Genomic DNA, 14,009 nt, shown 5'->3' with positions numbered 1-14,009 from the left:
TTTCGCGGGTAAACCCGCTCCCACAGTGGACCGTGCTGTACCTGTGGGAGCGGGTTTACCCGCGAAGAGGCCGGCACAGGTGTCCTTGTCTAACGGCCCAGGTACACCTCGACCACCCGCTCATCCTCCTGCACCTGCGCCAGCGACCCTTGCGCCAGCACACTCCCCTGGTGCAGCACCGTCACATGGTCGGCGATGCTGCCCACAAACCCCATGTCATGCTCCACCACCATCAGCGAATGCTTGCCTGCCAACGAGCGGAACAGCTCGGCGGTGAACTCGGTCTCGGCATCGGTCATCCCGGCCACCGGCTCGTCGAGCAGCAGCAACCTCGGCTCCTGCACCAGCAGCATGCCGATCTCCAGGAACTGCTTCTGCCCGTGGGACAACAGCCCCGCCTGGCGCTGGGCCAGGGGCAGCAGGCGCAGGGTGCTCAGCACCTCGTCGATGCGCTGGCGTTGCTCGCCACTCAAGCGCGCGGCCAGGCTGGCCCACACCGACTTGTCGGCCTTCAAGGCCAGCTCCAGGTTCTCGAACACCGTCAGCGCCTCGAATACCGTGGGCTTCTGGAACTTGCGGCCGATCCCGGCCTGGGCGATCTGGCATTCGTTCATGCGGGTCAGGTCGAGGGTGTCGCCAAAGAAGGCCGTGCCCGTGTCGGGGCGGGTCTTGCCGGTGATCACGTCCATCATCGTGGTCTTGCCGGCGCCGTTGGGGCCGATGATGCAGCGCAGCTCGCCGACGCCGATGTACAGGTTCAGGTCGTTGAGCGCCTTGAAGCCATCGAAGCTGACACTGATGCCCTCCAGGCTCAGCACCGTGCCGTGGCGGGTGTCGAGCCCGGCCTCGCGGCGCCGGCCCAGGCCGATCGCCTCACGCCCGCTGCCGATCTGGTCGAAGATCGGTTCCAGCATGAATTCCGGATGCACCGGGGGCACGCTTCTCATGGCTGGCTCCTTTTCTTCAACAGGCCGACCACGCCCTTGGGCAGGTACAGGGTGACGAGGATGAACAGCGCGCCGAGGAAGAACAGCCAGAACTCCGGGAACGCCACGGTGAACCAGCTCTTCATGCCATTGACCAGGCCGGCGCCGAGCAGTGGTCCGATCAGCGTGCCGCGCCCGCCCAGCGCCACCCACACGGCGGCCTCGATGGAGTTGGTCGGCGACATCTCGCTGGGGTTGATGATGCCCACCTGCGGCACGTACAGCGCCCCGGCCAAGCCGCACAGCACGGCGCTGAGCACCCACACCAGCAGCTTGAAGCCGCGCGGGTCGTAGCCGCAGAACATCAGGCGGTTCTCGGCATCGCGCACGGCGGTGAGCAGGCGCCCGAACTTGCTCTGGGTCAGGCGCCAGCACAGGAACAGGCTGCCCAGCAGCAGGCCCACCGTGAGCAGGAACAGCACGGCCCGGGTGCCCTGGGCGGTGATGTCGAAACCGAGGATGGTGCGGAAATTGGTGAAGCCGTTGTTGCCACCAAAGCCCGTTTCGTTGCGGAAGAACAGCAGCATGCCGGCGAAGGTCAGGGCCTGGGTCATGATCGAGAAGTACACGCCCTTGATCCGCGAGCGGAAGGCGAAGAAGCCGAACACCAGCGCCAGCAGCCCCGGCGCCAGCACCACCAGGCACAGCGCCCAGGCGAAGTGCTGGGTGCCGGCCCAGTACCAGGGCAGCTCGCTCCACGACAGGAAGGTCATGAACCCCGGCAGGCCGTCGCCGGCCGCCTGGCGCATCAGGTACATGCCCATGGCGTAGCCGCCCAGGGCGAAGAACAGGCCATGGCCCAGCGACAGCAGCCCGGCATAGCCCCAGACCAGGTCCAGGGCCAGGGCGACGATGGCGTAGCAGAGGATCTTGCCGACCAGGGTCAGGGTGTACGCCGAGACTTGCAGCGGGTGGTCCATCGGCAGCAGCGACAGCAGCGCCAGGGCCACCAGCAGCAGGACGACGACCGCGCCGATGGCCAGCGACAGCCGTGGCCCGGCCTTTTGCGCAGCAGTGACAAGCAGTGGCTGGTTCATCAGTCGATTACCCGTCCCTTGAGGGCGAACAGGCCTTGCGGGCGCTTCTGGATGAACAGAATGATCAACGCAAGGATGAGGATCTTGCCCAGCACCGCACCGATCTGCGGCTCCAGCAGTTTGTTGGCGATGCCCAGGCCGAAGGCCGCCCACAGGCTACCAGCCAGCTGGCCGACGCCGCCGAGCACCACCACCAGGAACGAATCGATGATGTAGCTCTGGCCCAGGTCCGGGCCGACGTTGCCGACCTGGCTCAGGGCCACCCCGCCCAGCCCGGCGATGCCGGAACCGAGGCCGAAGGCGAGCATGTCGACCCGCCCGGTGGACACCCCGCAGCAGGCCGCCATGTTGCGGTTCTGAGTCACCGCGCGCACGTTCAGGCCCAGCCGCGTGCGGTTGAGCAGCAGCCAGGTGAGCAGCACCACCGCCAGGGCGAAGCCGATGATCACCAGGCGGTTGTAGGGCAGCACCAGGTTGGGCAGTACCTGGATGCCGCCGGACAGCCAGGCCGGGTTGCTGACCTCGACGTTCTGCGCGCCGAACAGCAGGCGGATGGCCTGGATCAGGATCAGGCTGATGCCCCAGGTCGCCAGCAGGGTTTCCAGCGGGCGGCCGTAGAGGTGGCGGATCACTGTGCGCTCCAGGGCCATGCCGACCCCGGCGCTGACCGCGAACGCCACCGGCAGGGCGATCAACGGGTAGAACTCGATGGCGCCGGGGGCGTAGCGCTGCAGCAGCACCTGGACCATGTAGGTGCTGTAGGCGCCGAGCATCAGCATCTCGCCGTGGGCCATGTTGATCACCCCGAGCAGGCCGAAGGTGATCGCCAGGCCCAGCGCCGCCAGCAGCAGAATCGAACCCAGCGACAGGCCGCTGAAGGCCTGGCCGAGCAGTTCGCCGACCAGCAGCTTGCGCTTGACCTGGGCCAGGCTGGTCTTGGCGGCGGTGCGCACGCCTGGGTCGCTTTCTGCGTCGGGTTGCAGCAGCGCTTCGAGGCGGGTGCGGGCCAGCGGGTCGCCGGTTTCGCCGAGCAGGCGCACGGCGGCCAGGCGTACTGCAGGCTCGCTGGCGCCCAGTTGCAGGTTGGCCAGGGCCAGGCCTAGGGCTGCGTGCACGGCGGCGTCCGGTTCGCTGGCGAAGCGCCGGTCGAGGAAGGCCATCTGCGCGGGTTGCGCGGTTTTCTGCAATTGCTGGGCGGCGGCCAGGCGTACGTTGGCTTGGTCGCTGAGCAGCTGATGGCTGGCCAGGGCGTTGTCGATCAGGCCGCGCAGGCGGTTGTTCAGGCGTAGCTTGCGGGTGTCGTTTTCGGCGATGCGGCCTTGGCGCAGGTTGTCCAGCAGCGGCAGGCGGGCGGCGTCGGGTTGTGCGGCCCAGGTTTCGAGTAGGTTGGCCTGTTCGGCGGGCTTGGCGCTGAGGAAGAACTCGCCCTCGCTGGCTTTGGATGCCAGGGGCAGAAGTAGGAGGAGGGTGAGCAGGAGTCTGAGCATGCGAGTAATCCTGGAAATCGACGGTGGATTCTTCGCGGGTAAACCCGCTCCCACAGGTAGGGTGCAAGGTCTGAAACCTGTGCGGTCCCTGTGGGAGCGGGTTTACCCGCGAATGGGCCGCAGCGCGGCCCCATGCACTCAGTTACTTTTCACCGCATAGTCAGGCCGCTTGTCATTGCCCGGAATGAACGGGCTCCAAGGCTGCGCCCGCAACGGCTCTTCGGTCTGCCACACCACGCTGAACTGCCCGTCATCCTGGATCTCGCCGATCATCACCGGCTTGTGCAGGTGGTGGTTGCTCTTGTCCATGGTCAGGGTGAAGCCCGACGGCGCTTTGAAGCTCTGCCCGGCCAGCGCCTCGCGCACCTTGTCCACATCGGTGCTGCCGGCCTTCTGCACCGCCTGCGCCCACATGTGAATGCCCACGTAAGTGGCCTCCATCGGGTCGTTGGTCACCGCCTTGTCGGCACCTGGCAGGTTCTTGGCCTTGGCGTAGGCCTTCCAGTCGGCGACGAACTTCTGGTTCACTGGGTTATCCACCGACTCGAAGTAGTTCCACGCCGCCAGGTGCCCCACCAGCGGTTTGGTGTCGATGCCGCGCAGCTCTTCTTCGCCCACCGAGAACGCCACCACCGGCACTTCGGTGGCCTTCAGGCCCTGGTTGGCCAGCTCCTTGTAGAACGGCACGTTGGAGTCGCCATTGACCGTCGAGATGACCGCTGTCTTGCCCCCGGCGGAGAACTTCTTGATGTTAGCGACGATGGTCTGGTAATCGGCGTGGCCGAACGGCGTGTACACCTCTTCGATGTCCTTGTCGGCCACGCCCTTGCTGTGCAGGAAGGCGCGCAGGATCTTGTTGGTGGTGCGCGGATAGACGTAGTCTGTGCCCAGCAGGAAGAAGCGCTTGGCGCTGCCGCCGTCCTCGCTCATCAGGTATTCGACGGCCGGGATCGCCTGCTGGTTGGGCGCCGCACCCGTGTAGAAGACGTTCGGCGACATCTCTTCGCCTTCGTACTGCACCGGGTAGAACAGCAGGCCGTTAAGCTCCTCGAACACCGGCAGCACCGACTTGCGCGACACCGAAGTCCAGCAGCCGAACACCACCGCCACTTTGTCCTGGGTCAGCAACTGGCGGCTCTTCTCGGCGAACAGCGGCCAGTTGGATGCCGGGTCGACCACCACCGGTTCCAGCATCTTGCCGTTGACCCCGCCCTTGGCGTTGATCTCGTCGATGGTCATCAGCGCCATGTCCTTGAGCGACGTCTCGGAAATCGCCATGGTCCCCGACAGCGAATGCAGGATGCCGACCTTGATGGTTTCGGCGGCCTGGATGCTCCAGCTCAGGCCCATCGCGGCGATCGATGCGCTGAGGGTGAAGGCCTTGATCAGACTGCGTCGCTTCATGTGCTCACTCCGATGTGATGGTGGGTGTTGGCCAGATCGGAGATTGCAAAGGCTGTGCCGAGCGATGGAAGGTGCGTGGTAGAGCGGTTGTGCGACGAATCGGGGCGCGAGGTGGGGCCAGGGTGGTGCTTGCAGGTTGGGCTTGCACAGGATTGGGTCGGGGGCGATGAACACTTTTGACACATAAGCGGTACTTGAGTACCGTGCCGCACCGCAGTAGTTTCTGCGGTTCGGGATTGGCGTCCCGTTTTCAGAGAGATCGAGCACTGACGCACTTCGCGATTGTGTTCTGCATGGCTGCACCCGTTATGGGCGGAGCCGTGTGTGGGAGCCTTCGGGCTCACCGGTTCTCTCTGCCGGCACGCCAACCCGCACGGCTTCGTCCACCCATCCTGGCGTATGGGCGCGGAGCTTCTAAAAGAGAGAGCTGCAAGGAGATGCACCATGCTCAAGAAGATCGTTCCAGATCCACCGTTCGCATTTGTCGAGATCGCCACCTTTCATCGAGAGGTGCAGCCATGAACCAGGAATCGCTGGTCAACCACAGTCCCCGCAAATCACGTCCTGTCACCGCTTGTTCCCACTTTGGCACCTGCAATCACGCCCATGATCCGATTCTCTCGGTACGTGCTGGCGTTGATAGCGAGGATGCGCTGGTGTGCGCTGTGGCGGCGTTGAAGGCGGCGTATGAAACCAATGCCGCAGCGCTGGAGAAGGCGGGGGAGCCATTGCGCAGTTTGCTGACGGCGACGGAGAACTCGCTGGAGAAAGGCATGGCGCTGGCCGAGGCGGTGCTCGAGGGATTGGAGCAGGCTTAGTGCCTGGCTGAAAATCCTGGGGCTGCTGCGCAGCCCTTTCGCGACACAAGGCCGCTCCTACAGGGGAACGCGATCTCCTGTAGGAGCGGCCTTGTGTCGCGAAAGGGCCGCGCAGCGGCCCCATTGGCCGGATCAGTTGTTAGACGCTTCACGCACCGCCGCACGCGGCTGGCGCCTGCTACGCACAAACTGATAGGTCACCGCCAGGATCACAAACCAGATTGGCGTCACCACCAGCGCCGAGCGCGTATCGGCCTCCAGGCTCAACAGCACCAGGATGCCGGCGAAGAACACCAGGCACACGTAGCACATGAAGCGCCCGCCGGGCATCTTGTAGGTGGATTGCGCATGCAGCGCCGCGCGCTGTTTGCGGTAGCTCAGGTACGACAGCAGGATCAGCGTCCAGACGAACATGAACAATACCGCCGACACGGTGGTCACCAGGGTGAACGCCTCGATCACGTTCGGCACCAGGTAGATCAGCACCGCGCCCAGCAGCAGGCAGGCGCAGGAGAAGAACAGGCCGTTGGCCGGCACCGAGCGGCTCGACAGTTTCTCGAATGCCTTGGGCGCGTCGCCTTCCTGGGCCAGGCCGAACAGCATGCGGCTGGTGGAGAACACGCCGCTGTTGGCCGACGAGGCCGCCGAGGTCAGCACCACGAAGTTGATGATGCTCGCCGCCGCTGGCAGGCCGGCCAGCACGAACAGCTCGACGAACGGGCTCTTGCCCGGCACCACGTCGCGCCATGGGGTCACCGCCATGATTGCGATCAGCGCCAGCACGTAGAACACGATGATGCGCACCGGGATCGAGTTGATCGCCCGCGGCAGGGTGCGCTCGGGGTTCTTCGCCTCGGCGGCGGTGGTGCCCACCAGTTCGATACCGACGAAGGCGAACACGGCGATCTGGAAGCCGGCGAAGAAGCCCAGCATGCCGTTGGGGAACATGCCGCCGTCATTCCACAGGTTGGCCAGGGTGGCGGTATGGCCGCTCGGTGATTGGAAGCCGGTGATGACCATGTACAGGCCGGTGGCGACCAGGCCCATGATGGCAATGATCTTGATCAGGGCGAACCAGAATTCCATTTCGCCGAACATCTTCACCGTCACCAGGTTCAGCGACAGCAGCAGGGCCACGCAGCTCAGCGCCGGTATCCACTGCGGAAGGTCGGGGAACCAGAACTGCGTATAGGCGGCGATCGCCACCACGTCGGCGATGCCGGTGACCACCCAGCAGAACCAGTAGGTCCAGCCGGTGAAGTAGCCGGCCCAGGGGCCGAGCAGGTCGGCGGAGAAGTCGATGAACGACTTGTAGTTGAGGTTCGACAGCAGCAGCTCGCCCATGGCGCGCATGACGAAGAACAGCATGAAGCCGATGATCATGTAGACGAAGATGATCGACGGGCCGGCCAGGCTGATGGTCTTGCCCGAGCCCATGAACAGGCCGGTACCGATGGCGCCGCCGATGGCGATGAGCTGGATGTGGCGGTTGGTCAGGTTGCGTTGCAGGTGCTGCTCTTCAGAGGGTGTCTGGGAGGTCCGGGTCATAGGCTGCATTCCATTGAGGGTCAGTCTTTTTGTGAGCGAAAGCCGAGTAGGCTATCACGTCGCGTTCCGATCGCGGGTGTGGCAGATCGGCACGATCTTGGCGGTGCAGCGGGGGCGGCGACATGACGGGAATCAATGGTTGTTTGTGCCGGCCTCTTCGCGGGTAAACCCGCTCCCACAGGTTCCGAGAGCGCCGCAGAACCTGTGGGAGCGGGTTTACCCGCGAAGAAGCCGGCGCGGAATCAGGCTTGGGCCATGATCCTGCGGCGCCGCACCACCAGGCTGTCGACCACCCACATCACCACCATGGACAACCCCACCAGCGGGAAGGCAACGCCCAGTACCACCATTACCCCCACCGCCATCTTCCAGCGCGGCAGGTCATGACGCAGCGGCGGTACCCCTAGTCCACCAGTGGGCTTGCGCTTCCACCACATCACCAGCCCGCTCACCGAGCCCAGTAGGATCATCAGGCACACCAGCAGGATGACGATCTGGTTCAACGGCCCGAACATCTTCCCTTCGTGCAGCATCACCCCCAGCTCCGTGGCGCGAGCCACCGGGCTGTAGTCCTGCCAGCGTACATCGGCCAGCACCTGCCCGGTGTACTGGTCCACATGCAGGGTGGCGTCGTTGCGCGGATCGTCGGCGAACACCGCGACAGTGAATACGCCGTCGGCACTGGTTGGCAGGGTGATGCTGTAACCCGGCTCGACCTTGCGCAGGGTGGCGATATCCTCGACCTGTTGCAGGCTGACCTGTGGCGCGGCGGGAGCATGATCCATCATGTGATGCCCGGCATGCTCGGCATGGGCGCCGGACACCGGCATCGGGGTGTTCTCCATGGCCCAGGGCACGGTCTGGCGATGGGCGCTGTTGAGGTCGCGCGCTTCTTTATCGGACTTGGGCACGTCGTTCCACATCGCCGCCGGGAAACGGTTCCACAGATCGGCATATTGCTTGCCCCACAGCCCGGTCCAGGTCATGCCGCTGATCAGCATCAACAGCAGCAATGCCGAACCCCAGAACCCGGTAACAGCATGCAGGTCGCGCCACAGCACCCGGCCGCGCGCGCTCAAGCGTGGCCACAGCACCCCGGCGCTGCTGCGCCCACGTGGCCACCACAGATAGAGGCCGGACACGACAAGGACGATGCCCCAGCCCGCCGCCAGTTCCACCAGCCGGTCGCCGACCGTGCCGACCATCAGCTCGCCATGCAGGGCCCGGGCGATGGCCTGCAGGTTCTGCTTGCCGTCCTGCGCGCCCAGTACCTTGCCGCTGTACGGGTCGATGAAGACGTTCAGCTCACGACCGCTATCGTGCACGACGAACTGCGCGCTGCGCTCGGCGTTCAGCGGCGGCAGGTACTGGCCGACATGGCCCTGTGGATAAGCCTGGCGTACGTTGGCCAGCAGGGAATCGGCGCTTTGCCGGTGATGGCCGGCCTCGACCACCATCAGCTCGCGGTACATCAGTGGGTCGAGTTGTGGCTTGAACAGGTAGATGATCCCGGTGATCGCCAGCAGGATCATGAACGGCGCCACGAACAGCCCGGCATAGAAATGCCAGCGCCACGCAAGGTTGTAGAAGGAAACGTTTGGTTTGCTCATGGGAGCCTCCCGAAGACCTTAAGTGGGCGCGGTCAGGTCCCGCGCCCGTTTGTTGTTGTCAGAAGCTGAAGTCGACCTTGGTCCAGAAGGTCCTGCCTGGCTCGTTCACCGGTTCCGTGGCGCTGGCCGGGTAGCCGAACCCGGCATTCCCCGCCAGGTTCAGGTGCTCGGCGTAGGCCTTGTCGAACAGGTTGTCGACGCCGGCGCTGAGCTTGAAGTTTTTGTTGATCTTGTAGGCACCGTTGAGCGAGAACACGCCGAAGCCTGAGCTTGTGTCGTAGTCCTTGCCGACCACGTTGCCCTGGTTCTTGGCGATGCGGTTCTGCTCGGCGACCAGGCGCCACAGGGCACCGACGCTCCAGACATCACGGCTGTAGGTCAGGCCCAGGCGGCTTTCCAGCGGTGGCATCTGTGGCAGGGCCTTGCCGTCGCTGCTGTTCTTGCCCCAGGCGTAGGCCAGGGTGGCATCGGCCTTCCAGTTCTCGGTCAGCTTGTAGGCCGCGCCCAGTTCGCCACCCATGATGCGCGCGTCGATGTTCTGCGCCTGGGACACCAACTTGCTGCCCATGCCGCCTTTGCCCGGCACATAGTCGAACAGGATGTAGTCACGGATCTGCCCGACGTAACCCGAGGCCCAGGCTTCCAGGCGCTCGTCGCGGTACTGGATGCCGAAGTCGAGCTGGGTGGTCTTTTCTGGCTTGATGCCGTCGAAGGCATTCACCGAACCGGTCGGGGCCAGGGTCGGCGAGAACAGCTCCCAGTAGTCCGGGAAGCGCTGGGTGTGGCCCAGGCCGATGTAGGTGGTGGCGGGCACCGCCGCCAGGTCGTGCTCGTAGCGCACGAAGCCGCTGGGCAGGGTGTCGGCGCGAGTGTCGCCGCTGGTGGCGATGCCTGTGCGGAAATCGCGGGCCGAGGCGCGGTCCAGGCGCGCGCCGGTGATCAACCGGTCCTCGCCGGTGGCGTACCAGGTCAACTCGCCGAACACGCCGTAGTTATGGAAGTCGGCGTCCTTGTCCCGGGGCTTGCCCTTGTAGGCGTCGATGCCCATGCCGCCGCGCTTGCGGTGTTCGTTGGTCTGCGCGTCGATGCCGCTGATCAACTGCATATCGGCCCAGCGCCAGGTGGCCTTGATCCGCGCACCCAGGGTACGGCGGTCGACATTGCTGACCATGGCCATCATGCCGGGCGAACGCAGGGTGTAGTTGTCCATCACATGATCGGCGTAGTTGTAGTAGACCTGCGCCTCGACCTTGTCGAGCACCTCGCCGATGTTGGATTTCTCGAAACGCAGCCCCAGGCTCTCGCGCTTGAACTGCGAGCCGTCCATGCCGCGTCCGGCGGAGCGGGCTTCGCCGTCGCCCTTGCCGGCGGTCAGTTCGAGCAGGGTGTCGGCGTCCGGGGTCCAGCCAAGCGTGACATCGCCGTTCCACTTGTCCCAGCGCGACGGCACGGTGTTGCCGTTGCCGTCCTCTAAGTCGTCCGAGTGCGACTGGTTGCCGATGAAGCGCACATAACCGAGCTGGTTGCCGGCCGCGGCGTCGAGCACCTTGTCGAAACGGCCATTGGAACCGGCCAGCACGCTGCCGTTGACCCGGCTGCCGAGCTCGCCGAATTTCTCCGGGTCACGTTCGAAGAGGATGGTGCCGGCGGAGCCACCGGGGCCCCAGATCACGCTTTGCGGGCCCTTGATCACGGTGAGGCGGTCGTAGGTTTCTGGCGAGATGTACGAGGTTGGCGCGTCCATGCGGCTCGGGCAGGCGCCAAGCATCACTCCGCCATTGGTGAGGATGTTCAGGCGCGAACCGAACATGCCGCGCAGCACCGGATCACCGTTGGTGCCACCGGCACGGATCACCGAGAAGCCGGGGATGGTCTTGAGATAGTCGCCACCGTCGCTGGCCGGTACAGGCTGGCGCGGATCCTTGGGGTTGGTGACCACGGTCAGTGGCGAGCTCGGGGCAATGGCGGTGATCACCGTCGGGCTCAGCTCGGCCGGGTCGTGCGCATGGCCGTCATGGCCGGTTTCGGCGGCCAAGGCCAGTGGCGCGAGCAGCGAGCCGCAGAGCACGGCGACGGTGCCGCGCAGGGAAAGGGCAAAAACAGGGGTGCAGCCGGACATAATGATTCCAGTCGATCAGTCATGAGTCAGCGCGAAGCCTCCTGGCTTCGGGCGGTTATCGCGTTGTGTTCAGGCGATGATCGAATGGGGCGGTGCGCGGCTGCGGGCGCCGGGGAATACAGCCTGCCGGGCATGGCCCTGGCGCGTGGCGATAGTGAGGTGGCTGGGTGGGGATACGCTGCCCGCGCTGAGCGGGCTGAGGGTCTGGGGCAGGGCGGGGCAGTTGAACAGCAGGCTGCAGTAGCCGCACTTCTCCCACATCACATGCAACTGGCCATCGTTGCCGTGGCCGTGGTGCGCGTCGTGACTGTGCGCCATGGGCATGCTCATCGACATGTCCATGGGCATGGACATGCCGGCGTGATGCTCCATCGGCATCGACTGGGAAACCAGCGGGCCGATGAAGATCATCCACATGGCGAACAGGCTCAGCCAGCCGCCACCGACGCGCCTGCGATCAGGGCGGGTAGTGCGGGCGGAGCTGTAGCGCGGCAGGCTCATGGCGAGCGCCAGTCAGCTATCGAATCAGTGCGTGTGCTCGTGCTGCGCCTGGTCGGCGGGCGGCTGCTTCTGCACGGCGACCTCGACGGTGATGTCACCGGCCTTCTCGAAGTGCAGGGTCAGCGGGAAGCGCTTGCCGTCGGTCAGCAGGCTGCGGTCCTTGGGCTGCATGATCATCACGTGGTAGGCGCTGGGGGCGAAGGTCAGGTCCTTGCCGGCGGGCACCACCACACTCTGCACCTGCTGCATCTTCATGGCGCCGGTGGCGCTCATCGCGTGCTCGTGCAACTGGGCATCGCTACTGATCGGTGTGTCCGCCGAGAGCAGGCGGTCGTCGGTCTTGCCGTTGTTGTGCACAACGAAATAGGCCGCGACGTTGGGTGCGTTCGGTGGCAGCTCCAGCGACCAGGGATGGGCGATGTGCAGGTCGCCCTTGCTGTATTCGTGGGCGTTGGCATAGGCACCGGGCAGCAGCAGGGCGGCCAGGACGAGGGCTTGCTTGAGCATGGGTGAGTCTCCGGTCTGTTCAGGTTCTGATGGACAGCGTAGTGAACTCAGGCCAGCGGAGAGGCACGGGGATTGAGCGCGGGCCATAGCTGGCGCGGCGTGGGTTGGTAGTCGGCGAGTGGCGCTGGGTGGGCGGCAGGCTGCACGGGAGGGTTGTGCAGTTGCGGCGGATAGCTGGGCAGCGCCAGCAGCGGCGCGGCGCCCAGGCAGCACCAGCAGTTCATCATGCTAGCGCTGTCGTCGCTTTGCGGTCCCAGGTCGATCTTGGCCAGGGCCTGGACATCGACCTTGGCCTTGTTGGCCATGCTGGAACAGAAAGCCCCCCACAGCAGCTGTTCGGCCGGGCCTTTCGGCGCGGCAGAAGACAGCGGCATGGCCAGCAGGTTGAACAGCACTGCAAGGCAGGCTATCCAGGCGATGTGCCGACGTGGGGGCATGGAGAGATCCGGTCAGGAATCGTGATGGCTATTGTACGGCGGAGTATAGGTAAAAATGCCGGGGTGCGGTGAAGTGCCGCACCTGGGTCCTTTGAGGCCTGTGCTGGCGTCTTCGCGGGCAAGCCCGCACAGGTGACGCGAACCCTGTGGGAGCGGGCTTGCCCGCGAAGAAGGTGACGCAGATATCAAGCCTTGCCACGCCCCATCAGCCCGCGCACGGTCTCCTGCAGGTCGGCCGGCAGCACCACCACCTTGGCGTTGTCGCTGCCCGCCAGGTTCTCCATCGCGCCAATGTAGCGCTCACCCAGCAGGTACATGGCCGGCACGGTCTCGCTGCCCACCGCTTCCTTGACCAGGGTGATCGCCCGCGCCGACGCCTCGGCCAGGTTGACCTGGGCCTCGGCATCCAGCTTGGCCGCCTGCAGGCGCGCCTCGGCTTCGAGAATCGCCGCCTGCTTGTTGCCTTCGGCGCGGGTCACGTCGGCTTTACGCTCACGCTCGGCGGCCGCCTGGCGCTCCATGGCCGTCTGCATGCTTGGCGAGGGCTTGATGTCCTGGATCTCCACCGAGCGCACGGTCACGCCCCAGTCTTCGGTCTGCTCGGACATCGCCTCGCGCAGGCGTGCCTTGATCTGCTCGCGGCTGGACAATGCCTCGTCCAGGTCCATGGCACCGACGATGGCGCGCAGCGAGGTCATGGTCAGGCTGGTGACCGCGAACGAGAAGTTCTGCACGCCGTACGAGGCCTTCTGCGGGTCGACCACCTTGGCGAAGCACAGGGCGTTGGCGACGATCACCGCGTTGTCCTTGGTGATGATCTCCTGTTGCTGCACGTCAAGGATGATGTCCTTGGTCGGCAGGCGGTAGGCGACCACGTCCATGTACGGGATGACGATGTTAAGGCCCGGCTTGAGGGTGCTGTGGTAGCGGCCCAGGCGCTCGACGATCCATTCCTCGCCCTGGGGCACGATGCGCACGCCCTTGAACACGGTGATCAGGACAAATGCGGCGAGGGTGCCGACGACGATGAGGCTAGTCATGTTTGCGAACTTCCTTTTAGTGCGGATTCAGGCCCGGGTGACCCGGGCGGTGTTGCCTTCGATGGCGGCCAGGCGCACGCGCTCGCCGGCGGGGATGTCGCTGTCGGCGACGCAGGTCCATTCCTCGTTGCCGAGGATCGGTTTCTGGAAGCGCACCCGGCCTTTCTGGAACTGCGACACATTGGCGGTCAGCAGGCCGACCTCGCCGATCACGCTGTCGGCGGTCCAGCGCACGTCCGGCTTCTTGCGGCGGAACACCTTGAACCAGAGCAGCGTGGTGATCGATGAGAACACCACCCACAGCAGGCCCTGCATATCGAGTTGCAGGCTGGGGGCGAGCAGCGAGACGAGCGACACCAGCACGGCACCGATGCCGAACCAGAGGATGAAGAAGGTGGGGAGCACCAGTTCCAGCAGGATCAGGGCCACGCCGAAGACGAGCCAGATCCACCATTGCATTTCCATATGGGTGGAGCCTTCCAGAAGAGGGAGAGGTGATTCTACGGCAGGAGCAA

At 65.1% G+C, this 14,009-nt stretch carries 13 protein-coding genes; 1 reads left to right on the top strand and 12 read right to left on the bottom strand.

What is annotated here, in order from left to right; translation table 11 throughout:
* Positions 1–89: 89 nt before the first annotated feature.
* The 4 genes from urtD to urtA all read right to left on the bottom strand — a co-directional run bounded on the left by urtD (position 90) and on the right by urtA (position 4,914).
* Positions 90–947: an urea ABC transporter ATP-binding protein UrtD gene (urtD, locus tag HU772_RS22075; protein WP_186660741.1), complete on the bottom strand. Its 858-nt coding sequence runs from the start codon at positions 945–947 to the stop codon at positions 90–92.
* Positions 944–2,023: an urea ABC transporter permease subunit UrtC gene (gene urtC, locus HU772_RS22070; protein WP_186660740.1), complete on the bottom strand. Its 1,080-nt coding sequence runs from the start codon at positions 2,021–2,023 to the stop codon at positions 944–946. Before urtC ends, urtD begins: the two co-directional genes overlap by 4 nt.
* On the bottom strand, positions 2,023–3,510 hold the full coding sequence (urtB, locus tag HU772_RS22065) for an urea ABC transporter permease subunit UrtB (protein ID WP_186660739.1): 1,488 nt from the start codon (positions 3,508–3,510) through the stop codon (positions 2,023–2,025). Before urtB ends, urtC begins: the two co-directional genes overlap by 1 nt.
* 138 nt (positions 3,511–3,648) lie before the next feature.
* The gene (urtA, locus tag HU772_RS22060; protein WP_186660738.1) at positions 3,649–4,914 is read right to left on the bottom strand and encodes an urea ABC transporter substrate-binding protein; all 1,266 of its coding nucleotides are present in this window, start codon (positions 4,912–4,914) and stop codon (positions 3,649–3,651) included.
* Between the two features lie 518 nt (positions 4,915–5,432).
* Between urtA and HU772_RS22055 the strand changes: the two genes are divergently transcribed.
* Entirely contained in the window at positions 5,433–5,732 is a 300-nt protein-coding gene (locus HU772_RS22055) for a hypothetical protein (RefSeq protein WP_186660737.1), read from the top strand.
* A gap of 132 nt (positions 5,733–5,864) precedes the next feature.
* On the opposite strand, the gene cycA is transcribed toward HU772_RS22055, so the two are convergent.
* From cycA to HU772_RS22015, 8 genes are all read right to left on the bottom strand, one after another.
* On the bottom strand, positions 5,865–7,280 hold the full coding sequence (gene cycA / locus HU772_RS22050; protein ID WP_186660735.1) for a D-serine/D-alanine/glycine transporter: 1,416 nt from the start codon (positions 7,278–7,280) through the stop codon (positions 5,865–5,867).
* 242 nt (positions 7,281–7,522) lie between these two features.
* A complete protein-coding gene (locus tag HU772_RS22045; protein ID WP_186660733.1) occupies positions 7,523–8,890 on the bottom strand; it encodes a PepSY-associated TM helix domain-containing protein in 1,368 nt (455 codons plus the stop codon).
* 58 nt (positions 8,891–8,948) lie between these two features.
* Entirely contained in the window at positions 8,949–11,009 is a 2,061-nt protein-coding gene (locus tag HU772_RS22040) for a TonB-dependent copper receptor (protein ID WP_186660731.1), read from the bottom strand.
* A 69-nt stretch (positions 11,010–11,078) separates the two neighbouring features.
* Positions 11,079–11,510, bottom strand: a complete 432-nt coding sequence (locus HU772_RS22035) for a DUF2946 domain-containing protein (RefSeq protein WP_186660729.1) — start codon at positions 11,508–11,510, stop codon at positions 11,079–11,081.
* A 24-nt stretch (positions 11,511–11,534) separates the two neighbouring features.
* Positions 11,535–12,017, bottom strand: a complete 483-nt coding sequence (locus tag HU772_RS22030) for a copper chaperone PCu(A)C (RefSeq protein WP_186660728.1) — start codon at positions 12,015–12,017, stop codon at positions 11,535–11,537.
* A gap of 47 nt (positions 12,018–12,064) precedes the next feature.
* Positions 12,065–12,454, bottom strand: a complete 390-nt coding sequence (locus HU772_RS22025) for a DUF2946 domain-containing protein (protein ID WP_186660727.1) — start codon at positions 12,452–12,454, stop codon at positions 12,065–12,067.
* Positions 12,455–12,639: 185 nt separating this feature from the next.
* Entirely contained in the window at positions 12,640–13,494 is an 855-nt protein-coding gene (locus tag HU772_RS22020) for an SPFH domain-containing protein (RefSeq protein ID WP_110735010.1), read from the bottom strand.
* 27 nt (positions 13,495–13,521) lie between these two features.
* Positions 13,522–13,959 carry an NfeD family protein gene (locus tag HU772_RS22015; RefSeq protein WP_186660726.1) on the bottom strand — a complete coding sequence of 146 codons (438 nt, stop codon included), beginning with the start codon at positions 13,957–13,959 and terminating at the stop codon, positions 13,522–13,524.
* Positions 13,960–14,009: the final 50 nt, after the last annotated feature.

Source organism: Pseudomonas xantholysinigenes (assembly GCF_014268885.2).
GTDB lineage: Bacteria > Pseudomonadota > Gammaproteobacteria > Pseudomonadales > Pseudomonadaceae > Aquipseudomonas > Aquipseudomonas xantholysinigenes.
Note: the sequence above shows the minus strand (reverse complement) of the source record. Positions and strands in the feature narration are given on the sequence as shown.

What these genes read in the sequence shown, in the direction of transcription:
- HU772_RS22040 (WP_186660731.1), bottom strand. Translation starts at nt 11,009, where the DNA reads ATGTCCGGCTGCACCCCTGTTTTTGCCCTTTCCCTGCGCGGCACCGTC.
- HU772_RS22055 (WP_186660737.1), top strand. Translation starts at nt 5,433, where the DNA reads ATGAACCAGGAATCGCTGGTCAACCACAGTCCCCGCAAATCACGTCCT.
- HU772_RS22025 (WP_186660727.1), bottom strand. Translation starts at nt 12,454, where the DNA reads ATGCCCCCACGTCGGCACATCGCCTGGATAGCCTGCCTTGCAGTGCTG.
- HU772_RS22045 (WP_186660733.1), bottom strand. Translation starts at nt 8,890, where the DNA reads ATGAGCAAACCAAACGTTTCCTTCTACAACCTTGCGTGGCGCTGGCAT.
- urtC (WP_186660740.1), bottom strand. Translation starts at nt 2,023, where the DNA reads ATGAACCAGCCACTGCTTGTCACTGCTGCGCAAAAGGCCGGGCCACGG.
- cycA (WP_186660735.1), bottom strand. Translation starts at nt 7,280, where the DNA reads ATGACCCGGACCTCCCAGACACCCTCTGAAGAGCAGCACCTGCAACGC.
- urtB (WP_186660739.1), bottom strand. Translation starts at nt 3,510, where the DNA reads ATGCTCAGACTCCTGCTCACCCTCCTCCTACTTCTGCCCCTGGCATCC.
- urtA (WP_186660738.1), bottom strand. Translation starts at nt 4,914, where the DNA reads ATGAAGCGACGCAGTCTGATCAAGGCCTTCACCCTCAGCGCATCGATC.
- HU772_RS22030 (WP_186660728.1), bottom strand. Translation starts at nt 12,017, where the DNA reads ATGCTCAAGCAAGCCCTCGTCCTGGCCGCCCTGCTGCTGCCCGGTGCC.
- HU772_RS22035 (WP_186660729.1), bottom strand. Translation starts at nt 11,510, where the DNA reads ATGAGCCTGCCGCGCTACAGCTCCGCCCGCACTACCCGCCCTGATCGC.
- HU772_RS22015 (WP_186660726.1), bottom strand. Translation starts at nt 13,959, where the DNA reads ATGGAAATGCAATGGTGGATCTGGCTCGTCTTCGGCGTGGCCCTGATC.
- HU772_RS22020 (WP_110735010.1), bottom strand. Translation starts at nt 13,494, where the DNA reads ATGACTAGCCTCATCGTCGTCGGCACCCTCGCCGCATTTGTCCTGATC.
- urtD (WP_186660741.1), bottom strand. Translation starts at nt 947, where the DNA reads ATGAGAAGCGTGCCCCCGGTGCATCCGGAATTCATGCTGGAACCGATC.